The organism is Burkholderia ubonensis subsp. mesacidophila (assembly GCF_002097715.1).
Classification (GTDB): Bacteria; Pseudomonadota; Gammaproteobacteria; order Burkholderiales; family Burkholderiaceae; genus Burkholderia; species Burkholderia mesacidophila.
The window spans coordinates 2299342-2314263 of sequence record NZ_CP020738.1 but is presented as its reverse complement, the minus strand read 5'-3'; the positions used below and the strand labels follow the sequence as shown (position 1 = coordinate 2314263).

Genomic DNA, 14922 nt, shown 5'->3' with positions numbered 1-14922 from the left:
CAATCGCGTCAGATGACGATCACTCGGGCAAATCCCGCTGGTTCGTATCCTGTTCGATGCCCCCCGTGTTGAGATATTCGATCTTCTCCATCCGCTGCCGCGCCAGTTCCGGATGCTGGTTCGTCACGCCGATCACGAGTGCTTCGGCAAGCGCAAGCGCGGGCACGTTGGTCTGCAGCATCGCGAAAGGGCGCCCCTGGATCCGCAGCACGATCTCGGCGAACGCGCTGATCGGCGAGTTCCATTCGTCGGTGATCAGCAGGATCCGGGTGCCGAGCCGGTGCGCGGCTTGCGCGAACCGGATGCTGTCTTTCTGGTAACGGCGGAAATCGAAGATGACGAGCACATCGCTGGCGCCCATGTCCGCCAGCGAGACCGAGGCCAGGTTGACGTTCGGTTCGACATACTGAACATGCGGGCGCGCGTAGGCGAGGGTAAAGGAAAACAGCGAAGCGAGCGGCGCCGTGTAGCGCCCGCCGCCGCAGAAGATGCGGACGTCCGGTTTCGCCAGCAGCGTCACCGCTTCGTCGAATGCGGCCGCGTCGAGCCCTTCGATCGTGGTGGCCAGCGACCGGGAGAGCCGTTGAAAGATCGCCGAATGACTGTCGCGCATGCCGGAGGCGCAGTGGAACGCATCCATTCGCGCGAGCGGCGAGTTCATCGCGGTGTCGATTTCGTCGTACAGCGCCTGCTGGAACGACGAGTAATTGGGAAAGCCGATCCTGACGACGAAGCGAAAGACGGTCGGGTCGCTGACCTCGGCCTGCTTCGCAAAGTGTGCGATGGGCCCCAGCCCGAGACTGGGATAGCGATCCAGCAGCGCGTGCGCGACCTTCTGTTCCGACGGCGTATAGCTATCCATCTGGGATAACAGCAACGCCCTGATGCTCGTCCCCATCGGGCACTCCCACTTCAGATTCGAATGACAAACGGCAGACCTGCGTCCGCCGGTGAACCCACGCATGTTAGCCCATCGGCGGACGGGAATCGGGCCGTCGGCCAAAATTTGAGGGACGCATCGACTGGCGGCATCCTGATTCGTGAATGTAATGAATCAAACATTCTGCGCTTCACCTTTTGTCGTCAATTTCGCTGATATTCGGTGATAACCCTAGGTATTTGATGTGAAATCCCGCGTGCTATGATCGCGCCCTCGCTTGGATGTACTGTTTATTACATCAAAAAATTAGCAGCGTCGGCGTACCGACCGGCAGCTGTGCATCCCGGTCTGGCCCGGTAATTTCTCTGGAGGATTCCGTCATGAGGCGGCTTGTTGTACTCACCCTGTTGTCGGCATTGCACGTGTGCGCGTTCGCCGCTTCGGAGCCCGCGGTCGAAGCGACGAACGGCATGGTCGTCTCGTCGCAGCACCTCGCATCGCAAATCGGCATCGACATCCTGAAGGAAGGCGGCAACGCGGTGGACGCCGCCGTGGCGGTCGGCTATGCGCAGGCGGTGACCAACCCGTGCTGCGGCAATATCGGCGGCGGCGGTTTCATGACCCTCCACATGGCCGATGGCCGGGACCGGTTCATCAATTTCCGCGAGACCGCGCCGGCCGCGGCATCCGCGAACATGTATCTCGATGCGTCGGGCAATGTCCGCCCGGATGAAAGCCTGTACGGTTATCGCGCCGTCGGCGTGCCGGGCACGGTCGCCGGCCTCGATCTCGCGCTGCGCAAATACGGGAAGCTGACGCGCAAGCAGGTGATGGCGCCCGCGATCCGGCTCGCGCGCGACGGCTTCATCCTGACGCGCGGCGACACGGACATCCTCGACACGACGATCCAGCGCTTCAAGACGGACCCGGAAGCGGCCCGCATCTTCCTCCGCCCCGACGGCACGCCGCTGCAGCCGGGCGATCGCCTGGTGCAGAAGGATCTGGCCCGCACGCTGGAGCGCATCGCGGCGCAGGGGCCCGATGCGTTCTATCACGGCGAGATTCCGAAGATCGTCGCGGCGGCGTCGAAGCGCGCCGGCGGCGTGATCGCGGCGAGCGATTTCGCGTCCTATCGCGCGGAAGACATGGCGCCGCTGAAATGCACGTATCGCGGCTATGAATTCGTGTCGGCGCCGCCCCCGAGTTCCGGCGGCGTGACGATGTGCGAGACGCTGAACATCCTCGAAGGGTATGACCTGCGCAAGCTGGGCTATCACTCAGCGGCGTCGATCCACTACATGACCGAAGCGATGCGGCATGCGTACGAGGATCGCAATACGCTGCTCGGCGATCCGAACTTCATCGACAATCCGGTCGCGAAGCTGACGAGCAAGGCATACGCGGCGGACATCCGCAAGAGCATCCACGCCGATACGGCGACGCCGTCGGTCGACGTGCAGCCTGGCGTCGGCGTGCACGAGAAGCCGGAGACCACGCACTATTCGATCATCGACCGGGACGGCAACGCGGTGTCGACGACTTATACGGTGAACGGCCGCTTCGGCGCCGTGGTCATTCCGCCGGGGACGGGCTTCTTCCTGAACGACGAGATGGACGATTTCACCGTGAAGGTCGGCGCGCAGAACCTGTTCGGCCTGGTGCAGGGCACCCGCAATTCGATCGCGCCGGGCAAGCGCCCGCTGTCGTCGATGGCGCCGACCATCGTGACGAAGGACGGCAAGGTGTTCATGGTGGTCGGTTCGCCGGGCGGCTCGCGCATCATCACGATCACGCTGCAGACGGTGCTGAACGTGATCGACTACGGGATGGCGCCGCAGGATGCGGTCGATGCGCCCCGCATCCACCATCAGTGGCTGCCCGACGAGGTCTATTACGAAACCTATGGCCTGTCGCCCGATACGCGCGCGATCCTGCGCAACATGGGCTACAAGATGGTCGAGCAGACGCCGTGGGGCGCGGCCGAGCTGATCATGGTCGGCTTGCCCGGCACCGAAGCGGCGAGCCGGCAGAGTTCCGGGAACGACTCGTCGGTATCCGGCAACGTCCGGGTCGGCTTCGTCTACGGCTCCAACGACCCGCGCCGCCCGGCCGGCTCGGCGATCGGCTACTGACCCAGGCGCCCGGCGCCGGACCGCCGGTTCGGCGCGCGCCGTTCACGACGGCTCAACCCGTTCGCAACGCGCGTCCCATCGCACGGCATGGGGCGCGCCATTTCATCTTCATCCTTGCGGCGCCGTCACGTGCGCCGAATCTCGCCATGAACAAACGAATGTCCGCGGCAGGCTGGATCCTGCTCGCGATGGCGGCCGGCATCCTGATCGGCTACATGATCCATACGCAGTTCCCGGACAAGCAGTCCGCGGAGGAGATCGCCGGCTACATCTCGCTGGTGTCCGACGTGTTCCTGCGTCTGATCAAGATGGTGATCGGTCCGCTGGTGTTCTCGACGCTGGTCGTCGGCATCGCGCACATGGGCGACGCGTCGTCCGTGGGGCGCGTGTTCGTGAAGGCGCTGGGCTGGTTCGTCACCGCGTCGCTGATTTCGCTGCTGCTCGGGCTGCTGATGGCGAACCTGCTGCGGCCCGGCGAGAGCCTCGGGCTGCCGCTGCCGGATATCGGTGCGTCCGCGCATCTCGCGACCTCCAGGTTCACGTTGAAGGATTTCGTGGGTCACATGGTGCCGAAGTCGTTCGCCGAGGCGATGGCGAACAACGAGATCCTGCAGATCGTCGTGTTCTCGATGTTCTTCGGCGTCGCGCTCGCGGGGCTCGGCGAACGCGCCAGGATCCTCGTCGCGGCGATCGACCAGCTCGCGCACGTGATGCTCAGGATCACCGGCTATGTGATGAAGCTTGCGCCGCTCGCGGTGCTGGCGGCGATGGCGTCGACCGTCGCGATCAACGGCCTGTCGATCCTGCTGAAATTCGCGGTGTTCATGGGGGACTTCTACGTGAGCCTGTTCCTGCTGTGGAGCGCGCTCGTCGCCGCCGGGCTGTTGTTCCTCGGCCGTCGCGTGTTCAGGCTGCTCGTGCTGATCAAGGAAGCGTTCATGCTGTCGTTCGCAACCGCGAGCTCGGAAGCCGCGTATCCGAAGATCCTCGACGCGCTCGACCGTTTCGGCGTCCGGCGCAAGATCTCGAGCTTCGTGATGCCGATGGGTTATTCGTTCAACCTCGATGGCTCGATGATGTACTGCACGTTCGCGTCGCTGTTCATCGCGCAGGCATACGGCATTCACTTGTCGCTCGGCACGCAGGTCACGATGCTGCTGATCCTGATGCTGACGTCGAAGGGGATGGCCGGCGTGCCGCGCGCGTCGCTCGTCGTGATCGCGGCGACCCTGCACCAGTTCGACATTCCGGAAGCGGGGCTGCTGCTGATCCTCGGCGTCGACGCGTTCCTCGACATGGGGCGCTCGGCCACGAACGCGGTGGGCAACTCGATCGCCAGCGCGGTGGTCGCGAAGTGGGAAGGTGCGCTGATGTCGGAAGCCGAGGCCGAAGCGAATGCGGCGCGGCTGGATGCCGAAGCCGAAAAGCAGATGAACGAGCCGGCTCGTGACGCCGATCGTGTCACCGCTGCCTGAACTCAGGCCGCCTCGGCGGCCCGGGCCGCATCGATGCACGTCGCCAGCACCATCGCGGCGGCGTTGCCCGGCGTCGATCCCAGCAGTTGCGGCGAATACACGCTGTCGCCGATCTCGATCGGCCGTCCCGACAGCGCACAGGTGCCGCGCCGCCGCGTCGTGAGCAGCCGCCACTTCTGGTAGCCGTAGTGCCCGGTGCATGCGTCGCACCACGAAATCATCACGGTGTCGGGCGTCGGACGTTCGAGCACGCTGATCGTCGGCCGGCTCGCCGCGTCCCACGACGGCAGCCGGTCGCGCGTGGTGCTGCGTCGGCGGGGCGCGCCCGGCATGTCGAAGCTGCCGATCGCGGCGACGGTCCTGAGCCAGGGCGCTGCGCTGTCGTTCATGTCTGATTTCCTCGAAACGTTACGCGATGCCGCGACGCGCGGCATCACGACAGGCGGATGCGAGGCTGCACGCAGCCGTTGATCCGTTCCGCGATCCACAGCAGCGTGGCCTTGGAGAAACCGTGCAGCGCCTGCTGGTGACGGCGGTACAGCATCAGGTGGCTGAACTGCGCGAGCCGCCCCTGGATGAAGCCGCCGCGGAAGAAGCCGAATTGCCCGAGCGTGCCGAACGCGTCGTAGTCGCTGATCGACACGAGCGCGCCGAAATCGTGGAACGCGAAGGCGGGCATCGGCTTGCCGTCGAGCCACGCGGGCAGGTGCTTCGCAAGATGCTCGGCTTGCTGCGTCGCGACCTGCGCGGTGGGCGGCAGCGGCCGCTCGTGGCCGTCGGGCAGCAGGCTCGCGCAATCGCCGATCGCGAACACGCGCGCGTCGCCCGTCGCCTGCAGCGTGGGCCCGACGACGATCTGGTTCGCGCGGTTCGTGTCGAGCCCGCCCAGCGCCTGCATGAAATCGGGCGCCTTCACGCCGGCCGCCCAGACCATCAGGTCCGCTTTCGCGAACGCACCGTCGCCATGGTGGAAGCCGTGCGCGTCGGCCGACGTCACGCGCGTCGACGTCAGCACATGAAAGCCGATCTGTTCGAGCCGCCGCTGCGCGGACGCGGAAATCCTCGGCGGAAATGCGGCGAGGATGCGCGGGCCGCTTTCGAGCAGCGTGAGCCGCAGCCGCTCGCGCACCGTCGCGTCGCCGTATGCTTGCGCCACTTCCAGCAGCCGGCTCAGTTCCGCCGCGAGTTCCACGCCCGTCGCGCCCGCGCCGACGATCGCGACACGGAACGGCTCGTCGCGCGCGACGCTGCGGAATACGCGCATCCGCAACGCTTCGTTGAAGGTTTCGGCCTGCCGCTGACTGTCGATGAAGTAGCAGTGCTCGCGCACGCCCGGCACGCCGAAATCGTTGGCCTGGCTGCCGAGCGCGAGGATCAGCACGTCGTATTCGAGTTCGCGCGCTTCGAGCACCAATGCCCCGTCCTGCGAGCGGATCTCGCCGAGCCGCACGCGCTGCCGCGCGCGATCGAGCCCCTGAAGTTCGCCAGGCTGGTACGCGTAGCCGTGCTCGCGGGCGTGGGCGAGGAAGATCACCTGCTGTTGCTGGACATCGCGCGTGCCGGCCGCGATCGTGTGCAGCATCGGCTTCCACACGTGCGTCGGGCTGCGGTCGATGACCGTGACCTGCGCGCGTCCGGACTTGCCGAGCCGCTCGCCCAGGCGGGTCGCGAGCTGCAATCCGGCGATGCCGCCGCCGACGATGACGATACGGACGGGGTCGGATAGTGTAAACATTGTTAAATCATCACGTGATGAATAAGGTATGATCCTAGCGCTTCCCCGCCTTGCGTGTCAACGCAGCCGGGCAGGCCAGCCGGTTCCGATGACGCAAAATCGGGGCCTGAATACGGGCATGCGAAGCATTCAATGGGAGCAGGAAAACGTGGCTGAAGTCACTGAGCGCGCACCGTCGCGGCGTACGCGCGGGCGGCCGCTGGCGGGTGCGTCCGTCGGTCCGGACGTGATATTGCGGGCCGCGCGCCGCACGTTCGCGAAGCGCGGCTACGACGCGACGAGCGTGCGGGAAGTCGCGCGGGAACTGAGCGTCGACGCGGCGCTGATCGCCCATCATTTCGGCACGAAGGAAACGTTGTGGCTGGCCGTCGTCGAGCAGATCGTCGAGCTGGCCGAGCCGATGTTCGACGCGATGCACGCGCTGCGCACGTCGTCGCTGGCGCACCGCGACCGCGTGCGGCGCGCGATCGAGCTGTGCGTCGAGCACGAGTTCGGCGAGCCCGACATGGGCATGTTCTTCTCGACGGCGGCGACCGAGGAGGGTGGGCGGCTCGACCGGCTGCAGGAGCGGCTCGTGCGCCCGTTTCACGAGGCGATGTTTCCGCTGCTGGCGGAGGCGGTGGAGGCCGGCGAGATTCGCGCCGCGGACCCCAATGTGTTGTTCTTCATGCTCGCGAGCGCGATCGGCACGACGGTCTCGTACAGCCACATGATGCTGGAATTCACGTCGCTGCCCACGCGGCAGCTCGAGTTCAAGCAGGCCGTGCTTGCCGTCGCGCTCAACATCCTCGGCGACTGAGCGCCGCGCATGCGGTCACGTCGCCAGCGCGAGCCCCGGTTCGCGGACTGCGTTGCGCTCGGGTTCGCGCAGCGCGTCAGTCGAGGTCGGTGGGCGGCGGGTCGCCGAGCCAGCGTCGCGCGCCGGGCCCGTTGCGGCCTGCGCGATCCTCGGGGTTGGTCAGCTTGCAGTGCTTCAGCGACAGGCAGCCGCACCCGATGCATTCGTCGAGGTTGATGTAGAGCCGCTGCAGTTCCTCGATCCGGTTCGCAACCCGCTGCTTCCACCCGCGCGACAGCCGTTGCCAGTCCTTGTTGGTCGGTGCCGTGTCTTCCGGCAGGCTCACGAGCTGTTCGGCGATCTCGTCGAGCGAATAGCCGATCTTCTGCGCAAACACGATGAACGCGATCAGGCGCAGCACCGAGCGCGAATACTGGCGATGGCTCGAGCCGCTGCGGTGCGACTTGATGAGGCCGCGCGATTCGTAGAAGCGCAGCGTCGATGCCGGCACGCCGCTGCGCGCGGCGACTTCGCGGATCGACAGCAACGGCCCTTTCGACTCTTCCGCAGTACCCATGACGTCCTCCTGGAAAACTTGACTTAAAGTTAACTTCAACTTTTAAGCTACGCGGCAGTTTAACGTACCGCGAGGCTCCATGCTCTCTTTTCCCGTACCCAGGACGGCGCCGCTGGGCGCCGTCTGCGCGCTGCTGCTGGCGTTGTCCGGCTGTCATGACGGCAACGGCGATCGGCCGGCCCAATCTCCCCCCGAAGTCGGCGTCGCGACGATCGCGCCGCGCACCGTGCGTCTTGCCGATGAATTCAACGGCCGCGTCGAGGCGGTCGACGCGGTCGAGCTCAGGCCGCGCGTGAGCGGCTACCTGCAGCGCGTCGCCTACAAGGAGGGCGACCTCGTGCCGCAAGGCGCGGTGCTGTTCGTGATCGATCCGCGCCCGTACCGGATCGCGCTCGACCGCGCGATCGCGCAGCGGCAGCGCGCCCGCGCGGCGGCCGGTCTCGCACAGGTGCAGCTCAAGCGCGTGCAGACGCTGATCGATTCGCACGCGACGTCGCAGGAGGAGCTCGACAACGCGCGTGCCGCCGACGCGCAGGCGCGCGCCGACCTGCAGGCGGCCGACGCCGCCGTCGCCGATGCGCAGCTGAATCTCGGCTTTACCGAGGTGCGCGCGCCGATCTCCGGCCGCGTCGGCCGCGCGATGGCGACGGTCGGCAACCTCGCCCGCGCCGACGACACGCTGCTCACGACGGTCGTATCGCAGGATCCTGTCTATGTGTATTTCGATTGCGACGAGCAGAGCTACCTGCGCTACAACGCGCGGCGCACCGATCCGAAGCATCGCGCGATCGGCGCCGATCCGGTGCGCGTCGGGCTCGCGAACGAGACGGGCTTCCCGCACGCGGGCACGGTCGACTTCCTCGATAACCGGCTCGATTCGACGACCGGCACGATCCGCGCGCGCGTGCGCCTGGCCAATGCCGACCGCACGTTCACGCCGGGCCTCTATGCGCGCGTGCAGCTCGTCGGCGGCCGGGCCGAGGGCGCGCTGCTGGTCGACGACAAGGCGGTGCTGACCGATCAGGACCGCAAGTACGTCTATGTGGTCGGCCCGGGCGACAAGGCGCTGCGCCGCGACGTGACGATCGGCCGCGCGCTGGACGGCGAGCGGATCGTCGAGAAGGGGCTGAAGGCGGGCGATCGCGTGATCGTCGACGGCGTGCAGCGGGTCTTCTATCCGGGCGCGCCGGTGAAGCCGAAGACGCTGGCCGCGTCCGTCGAAGCCGCCGCGCCCGCGGCGCGGTAACGGGAGGCCGCAGCATGGATTTCTCCCGTTTCTTCATCGACCGGCCGATCTTCGCGGTCGTGCTGTCGATCGTCATCTTCGCGCTCGGGCTGATCGCGGTTCCGATGCTGCCCGCGGGCGAGTATCCGGAAGTGGTGCCGCCGAGCGTCGTGGTGCGCGCGACGTATCCGGGCGCGAACCCGAAGGCCATCGCCGAATCGGTCGCCGAACCGCTCGAGGAAGCGATCAACGGCGTCGAAGGGATCATGTACATGAAGTCGGTGGCCGGCTCCGACGGCAGCCTGCAGGTGGTCGTCACGTTCGTGCCGGGCGTCGATCCGGACACGGCCGCGGTGCGCGTGCAGAACCGCGTGAGCCAGGCGCTGTCGCGACTGCCCGACGAGGTGCGCCAGTACGGCGTGACGACGCAGAAGCAGTCGCCGACGCCGCTGATGTACGTGAGCCTCTACTCGCCCGACAGCAGCCGCGATTCGCTGTACCTGCGCAATTACCTGACGCTGAACGTGAAGGACGAGCTGTCGCGGATCACCGGCATCGGCGACGTCGGCGTATACGGCTCCGGCGACTATGCGATGCGGATCTGGCTCGACCCGAACCGGCTCGCGTCGCGCGGGCTGACCGCGAGCGACGCGATTGCCGCGGTGCGCGAGCAGAACGTGCAGGTATCGGCGGGCCAGCTCGGCGCGGAGCCGTCGCCGAAGGCGACCGACTTCCTCGTGTCGATCAACGTGCGCGGCCGGCTGCGCACGGTGCAGGAATTCGGCGACATCGTGCTGCGCAACGGCGACGACGGCCAGGTCGTCAAGCTGTCCGACGTCGCGCGGCTCGAACTGGGCGCCGGCGACTACACGTTGCGGTCGTTCTTCAACGACAAGCAATCGGCGGTGGTCGGCGTGTTCCTGTCGCCGGGCGCGAACGCGCTCGACGTCGCGAAGGCGGTGTACGCGAAGCTCGACGAGCTGTCGAAGCGCTTCCCGCCCGGCATCGCGTACCGGCCCGTGTGGGACCCGACGGTGTTCGTGCGCGAATCGATCCGCGCGGTGCAGCACACGCTGATCGAGGCGGTCGTGCTGGTCGTGTTCGTCGTGATCCTGTTCCTGCAGACGTGGCGCGCCTCGATCATTCCGCTCGTCGCGGTGCCGGTGTCGGTGGTCGGCACGTTCGCGTGGCTGCTGCTGCTGCTCGGCTATTCGATCAATACGCTGACGCTGTTCGGGCTCGTGCTGGCGATCGGGATCGTCGTCGACGACGCGATCGTCGTGGTCGAGAACGTGGAGCGCAACATCGCGCAGGGGCTGAGCCCGCGTGATGCCGCGCACCAGGCGATGAAGGAGGTGTCGGGCCCGATCGTCGCGATCGCGCTGGTGCTGTGCGCGGTATTCGTGCCGATGGCGTTCCTGTCGGGCGTCACCGGCCAGTTCTACAAGCAGTTCGCGGTGACGATCGCGATCTCGACGGTGATCTCCGCGATCAACTCGCTGACGCTGTCGCCCGCGCTCGCCGCGAAGCTGCTGCGGCCGCACGGCGCGCCGCCGGACGCACTCGCGCGCGCGCTCGACCGTGCGTTCGGCTGGCTGTTCCGTCCGTTCAACCGCTTCTTCGAGCGCAGCTCGGACCGCTATCACGGCGTCGTCGGCCGCACGCTGAAGCGGCGCGGCGCGGTGTTCGCGGTCTATGCGGCGCTGCTCGCGGCGACGGCGCTGCTGTTCAACACGGTGCCCGGCGGCTTCATCCCGGTCCAGGACAAGCTGTACCTGTTCGCCGGCGCGAAGCTGCCCGAAGGCGCGTCGCTGTCGCGCACGAACGCGGTGGCGGAGGAGATGGCGCGGATCGCGCGCAGCACCGAAGGCGTCGAAATGGTGGCGGGCTTCTCGGGCCTGAACGCGCTGCAGGGCGTGAACACGCCGAACATCACGAACTCGTACGTGATCCTCAAGCCGTTCGACCAGCGCAAGCGCAGCGCCGCGCAGATCAACGCCGAACTGGGTGCGCGGTTCGCGGCGATCCATGGCGGCATCGCCTACGCGATGATGCCGCCGCCGATCCAGGGGCTGGGCAACGGGTCGGGGTATTCGCTGTACCTGGAGGATCGCGCGGGGCTCGGCTACGGCGCGCTGCAGAACGCGCTGACCGCGTTCCAGGCCGCCGTCGCGAAGACGCCGGGGATGCGCTATCCGGTCAGCTCGTACCAGGCGAACATCCCGCAGCTCGAAGTGAAGGTCGACCGGCTGAAAGCGAAGGCGCAGGGCGTCGCGCTGACCGACCTGTTCAGCACGCTGCAGGTCTATCTCGGCTCGATCTACGTGAACGACTTCAACCTGTTCGGCCGCGTCTACCGCGTGATGGCGCAGGCGGACGCCGGTCATCGGCAGACCGCGGAGGACATCGCGAACCTGCGCACGCGCAACGCGAAAGGCGAGATGGTGCCGATCGGCTCGATGGTGACCGTCGAGCCGACCTACGGGCCGGATCCGGTGGTCCGCTACAACGGCTATCCGGCCGCGGACCTGATCGGCGACGCGGACCCGAAGGTGATGTCGTCCGCGCAGGCGATCGCGAAGCTCGAGCAGATCGCGAAGGACGTGCTGCCGCCCGGCATCACGCTCGAATGGACCGACCTCAGCTACCAGCAGGTCACGCAGAGCAACGCGGCGATCGTCGTGTTCCCGCTCGCGGTGATGCTGGTGTTCCTCGTGCTCGCATCGTTGTACGAAAGCTGGACGCTGCCGCTCGCGGTGATCCTGATCGTGCCGGTGTGCATGTGCGCGGCGCTGTTCGGCGTGTGGCTGTCCGGCGGCGACAACAACGTGTTCGTGCAGGTCGGTCTCGTCGTGCTGATGGGGCTGGCGTGCAAGAACGCGATCCTGATCGTCGAGTTCGCGCGCGAGCTCGAGATCCAGGGGCAGGGGACCGTCGAGGCCGCACTTGAAGCGTGCCGGCTGCGGCTGCGCCCGATCGTGATGACGTCGGTTGCGTTCATCGCCGGCTCGGTGCCGCTGCTGATCGGCAGCGGCGCGGGCAGCGAAGTGCGCGCGGCCACCGGCGTCACCGTGTTCGCGGGGATGCTCGGCGTCACGTTGTTCGGGCTGTTCCTGACGCCGGTGTTCTACGTTGCGATCCGCAAGCTCGCGGGCGGCACGCCGGCCGTCTGGAGCGAGCAGCATGGCACCCTCGAAGGAGAAAACCGATGAGCGCAGTGTTTCGTCTTTCCGCGCTCGCGACGTCGCTGGCGCTTGCCGCGTGCGCGGTCGGTCCCGACTACGAGCGGCCCGCGTCGGCGGTTTCCGCGCGGTTCGCGCGCGACGAATTGCCGGCGACGCAGCGTGACGCTGTGCCGGCCGGCACGTCTGCGGACGCGGACGCCGCGTTCTGGCGCGGCTTCGGCGATCCCGCGCTGACCCGCCTGATCGACGCGGCGCTCGCCGCGAACCAGGATCTGCAACTCGCGGTGTCGCGCTACGACGCGTCGAGCGCGCTGCTGCGCGAGACCCGCTTCGACCAGATTCCGACGCTCACCGCGAGCGGGCAGATCGGCCACCGGCTGATGAGCAAGGACCAGGCGTTCGGCGCGCCGCGCGATCAGCGCGACAAGCCGACGTCGAGCGTCGGCATCAACGCCGCGTGGGAACTCGACCTGTTCGGCCGCGTGCGGCGCGGGGTCGAAGCGCAGCGCGCGGAAACGGCCGCGAGCGCGGCGGACGTCCGCGCGGTGCGGATCGCGATCGCGGGCGAGGTCGCGCGCACCTACGTCGACCTGCGCGGTTCGCAGGAACGGCTGCGGATCGCGCGCGAGAACGCCGACAACCAGCGGCAGACGCTTGCGCTGATCGACGCGCGCGTCGGCGCGGGGCGCGGCTCGGAGCTGGACGCCGCGCGCGCTCGCGCGCAGGTCGAATCGACGACGTCGCGGATCGCCGTCTACGAGGCGGCGATCGGCGTCGACGAGCACCGGCTCGCGGTGCTGACGGGCCAGCCGCCGGGCGCGCTGATCGGCGAGCTCGACGCGCCCGCGCCGCTGCCCGCGCTCGTCGCGGACATCGATCCCGGCACGCCGGGCGACCTGCTCCGCCGGCGTCCGGATGTCGCGGCGGCCGAGGCGCGCCTGCACGCGGCGACCGCGCGGGTCGGCGTCGCGACCGCGGACCTGTTCCCGCGCTTCACGCTGACGGGCCTGCTCGGCAGCATGACGAGCAGCTACGGTTTCTTCCGCTCGGGCAGCGACACGAACCTGGTCGCGCTCGGCGTCGACTGGTCGTTCCTCGACGTCGGCCGGGTGCGCGCGCGGCTCGCGGCGAGCAACGCGGATGCGGCCGGCCAGCTCGCGCAATACCGGCAGACGGTGCTCGGCGCGCTCGAGGAAACGGAGAACGCACTGCTGCGCGCCGCGCGCACGCGCGACGAGACCGTGCATCTGGAGCGTGCGGCGACCGACAGCGCGCGCGCCGCGCAGCTCGCGCATGCGCGGTTCACCGCGGGGGCGATCGACTACTACGAGGTGCTCGATGCGGAACGCACGCTGCTGCAGGCGCAGGACGCGGCGGCCGACGGCCGGATGCGCAGCGCGGACGCGACGGTCGCGCTGTACAAGGCGCTCGCGGGCGGCTGGCCGTCGGGCGCGGGGCCGGATGCGCCGCTTGCGCGGCGGTGACGCTGGGCGGGGTGCCGGGCCGCTGCGGGCGGGTGCTCGCAGCGGCCTGCGAAGCGGTCTGCGAAGCGCGCTCGATCGCCGCGCCGGCGACGCGTTCCCGTTGCGCGTCGCTTGCTTGAAAACACGGGGCAGGCTGGCGCTGTGCGGGCCGTCGTCCCCGGCGTCCCCGGCACCCCCGTCGTCCGATTGGCCCGATCCTTTCCGATGTTGTTCCGCGGGCCGCTGTCGCGTGCCGCCGCGCGGCCCGACACTGGCGCCTCGCGGCCTGCGCCGTGAGCGGCGCGGCCGGCGCAGGCCGGGCGATGCCGTCCCGTTTCCCATCCACATCGAGAGAGCGACGCATGCAACATCCCACCATCCGCACCCTGGCCGGCGCGACCGCGCCCCGGTCGATCCGGGCCGCCTCCACGGCGCTGCTGGCCATCGATTTCCAGAACGAATACTTCAGCGGCCGGCTTCCGATCCCGGACGGCCTGCGCGCGCTGCGCAACGCGCAACGCCTGGTTGCGCTTGCGGATCGTGCGGGCATGCCGGTATTTCACGTCCAGCACGTCGCGGCGGCCGGCAGCCCGATCTTCGCCGACGCAAGCGACGGCATCCGGCTGCACGCCGACCTGCAGCCGGCGCCGCATCATGCGGTGGTGAGGAAGACGTCCGTCAGCGTGTTCCCGACGACCGATCTCGACGTGCGCGTCAAGGCAGCGGGCATCGACACGCTGATCGTGACCGGGCTGATGACGCATGCGTGCGTGGCCGGCGCGGCGCGCGATGCGGTGCCGCTCGGCTATGCGGTCATCGTCGTCGACGACGCGTGCGCGACGCGCGCCCTCGACGCGGCGGACGGCAGCGTGGTGCCGCACGATGTGCTGCATCGCGCGACGCTGGCCGCGCTCGACGATACCTTTGGCGATGTCCTGACGACGGAACAGGTGCTGAAGCTCGACCTGATCCGATAACGGTCAGAACATCGTATTCGCGTTCGCGGATTGTTCCGGCACCGGTTGGATCACGTCCCAGTGCTCGACGATCTTGCCGTCCTTCACGCGGAAAATGTCGATGACCGCTTGCCCGCGATCGCCGGGGTGCTCGGTCGAATGGACGTGCAGGTAGACGAGATCGCCGTCGGCCGCGCTGCGCACGATCTGCGCGCGCGACCGCGGATTGTCCTTGAAGGCGCCGGTGAAATACGAGACGAACGGCTGCTTGCCGTCGGGCACGTAGGGATTGTGCTGCTTATAGTCGTCCGCCACGACGGTCGCGGCCGCGGCGATCTCGTGCTTGTTGAAGAAGCGGTCGTAGAACGTCAGCACGAGCTGGCGGTTCGCTTCCTCGGCTGCCGGGTTGCGCGGTGGCGTCGGCGGATTGGCCAGCGCTGCCGTGGCGCCGGCCAGCAGGACGATGGCGATGGCGAGGGAGCGAAGGGGCGAGCGGGATGATGCCATGAGCGTGTT

At 68.0% G+C, this 14922-nt stretch carries 12 protein-coding genes; 7 read left to right on the top strand and 5 right to left on the bottom strand.

The features are described from left to right. Positions 1–19 precede the first annotated feature (19 nt). On the bottom strand, positions 20–898 hold the full coding sequence (locus B7P44_RS27785) for a MurR/RpiR family transcriptional regulator (RefSeq protein ID WP_084909097.1): 879 nt from the start codon (positions 896–898) through the stop codon (positions 20–22). Between the two features lie 362 nt (positions 899–1260). Here B7P44_RS27785 and ggt point away from each other — a divergent pair, with 362 nt between their 5' ends. Together ggt and B7P44_RS27775 are read left to right on the top strand one after the other, a co-directional pair. Further along, entirely contained in the window at positions 1261–3012 is a 1752-nt protein-coding gene (gene ggt / locus B7P44_RS27780) for a gamma-glutamyltransferase (RefSeq protein WP_084909096.1), read from the top strand. A 146-nt stretch (positions 3013–3158) separates the two neighbouring features. Then, positions 3159–4487, top strand: coding sequence for a dicarboxylate/amino acid:cation symporter (locus tag B7P44_RS27775; RefSeq protein ID WP_084909095.1), 1329 nt, complete (start codon positions 3159–3161; stop codon positions 4485–4487). A 2-nt stretch (positions 4488–4489) separates the two neighbouring features. On the opposite strand, the gene B7P44_RS27770 is transcribed toward B7P44_RS27775, so the two are convergent. Together B7P44_RS27770 and B7P44_RS27765 are read right to left on the bottom strand one after the other, a co-directional pair. Continuing rightward, complete coding sequence (locus B7P44_RS27770) at positions 4490–4876, bottom strand: DUF3331 domain-containing protein (protein ID WP_084909094.1); 387 nt, start codon at positions 4874–4876, stop codon at positions 4490–4492. A gap of 44 nt (positions 4877–4920) precedes the next feature. Next, positions 4921–6222 (bottom strand): NAD(P)/FAD-dependent oxidoreductase, encoded by a 1302-nt coding sequence (locus B7P44_RS27765; RefSeq protein ID WP_084909093.1) that lies wholly within the window; start codon positions 6220–6222, stop codon positions 4921–4923. A 148-nt stretch (positions 6223–6370) separates the two neighbouring features. Here B7P44_RS27765 and B7P44_RS27760 point away from each other — a divergent pair, with 148 nt between their 5' ends. Continuing rightward, positions 6371–7021 (top strand): TetR/AcrR family transcriptional regulator, encoded by a 651-nt coding sequence (locus B7P44_RS27760; protein WP_084909092.1) that lies wholly within the window; start codon positions 6371–6373, stop codon positions 7019–7021. A 76-nt stretch (positions 7022–7097) separates the two neighbouring features. Here B7P44_RS27760 and soxR read toward each other — a convergent pair whose 3' ends face one another. After that, complete coding sequence (soxR, locus tag B7P44_RS27755) at positions 7098–7577, bottom strand: redox-sensitive transcriptional activator SoxR (RefSeq protein ID WP_084909091.1); 480 nt, start codon at positions 7575–7577, stop codon at positions 7098–7100. Between the two features lie 79 nt (positions 7578–7656). Here soxR and B7P44_RS27750 point away from each other — a divergent pair, with 79 nt between their 5' ends. The 4 genes from B7P44_RS27750 to B7P44_RS27735 all read left to right on the top strand — a co-directional run bounded on the left by B7P44_RS27750 (position 7657) and on the right by B7P44_RS27735 (position 14427). Continuing rightward, positions 7657–8823 (top strand): efflux RND transporter periplasmic adaptor subunit, encoded by a 1167-nt coding sequence (locus B7P44_RS27750; protein WP_084909090.1) that lies wholly within the window; start codon positions 7657–7659, stop codon positions 8821–8823. A gap of 14 nt (positions 8824–8837) precedes the next feature. Continuing rightward, positions 8838–12014 (top strand): efflux RND transporter permease subunit, encoded by a 3177-nt coding sequence (locus B7P44_RS27745; protein ID WP_084909089.1) that lies wholly within the window; start codon positions 8838–8840, stop codon positions 12012–12014. After that, positions 12011–13471 (top strand): efflux transporter outer membrane subunit, encoded by a 1461-nt coding sequence (locus B7P44_RS27740; protein WP_084909088.1) that lies wholly within the window; start codon positions 12011–12013, stop codon positions 13469–13471. Before B7P44_RS27745 ends, B7P44_RS27740 begins: the two co-directional genes overlap by 4 nt. A 341-nt stretch (positions 13472–13812) precedes the next feature. Next, entirely contained in the window at positions 13813–14427 is a 615-nt protein-coding gene (locus tag B7P44_RS27735; protein WP_084909087.1) for a cysteine hydrolase family protein, read from the top strand. A gap of 3 nt (positions 14428–14430) precedes the next feature. Here B7P44_RS27735 and B7P44_RS27730 read toward each other — a convergent pair whose 3' ends face one another. After that, positions 14431–14913 carry a nuclear transport factor 2 family protein gene (locus B7P44_RS27730; RefSeq protein ID WP_084909086.1) on the bottom strand — a complete coding sequence of 161 codons (483 nt, stop codon included), beginning with the start codon at positions 14911–14913 and terminating at the stop codon, positions 14431–14433. Positions 14914–14922: the final 9 nt, after the last annotated feature.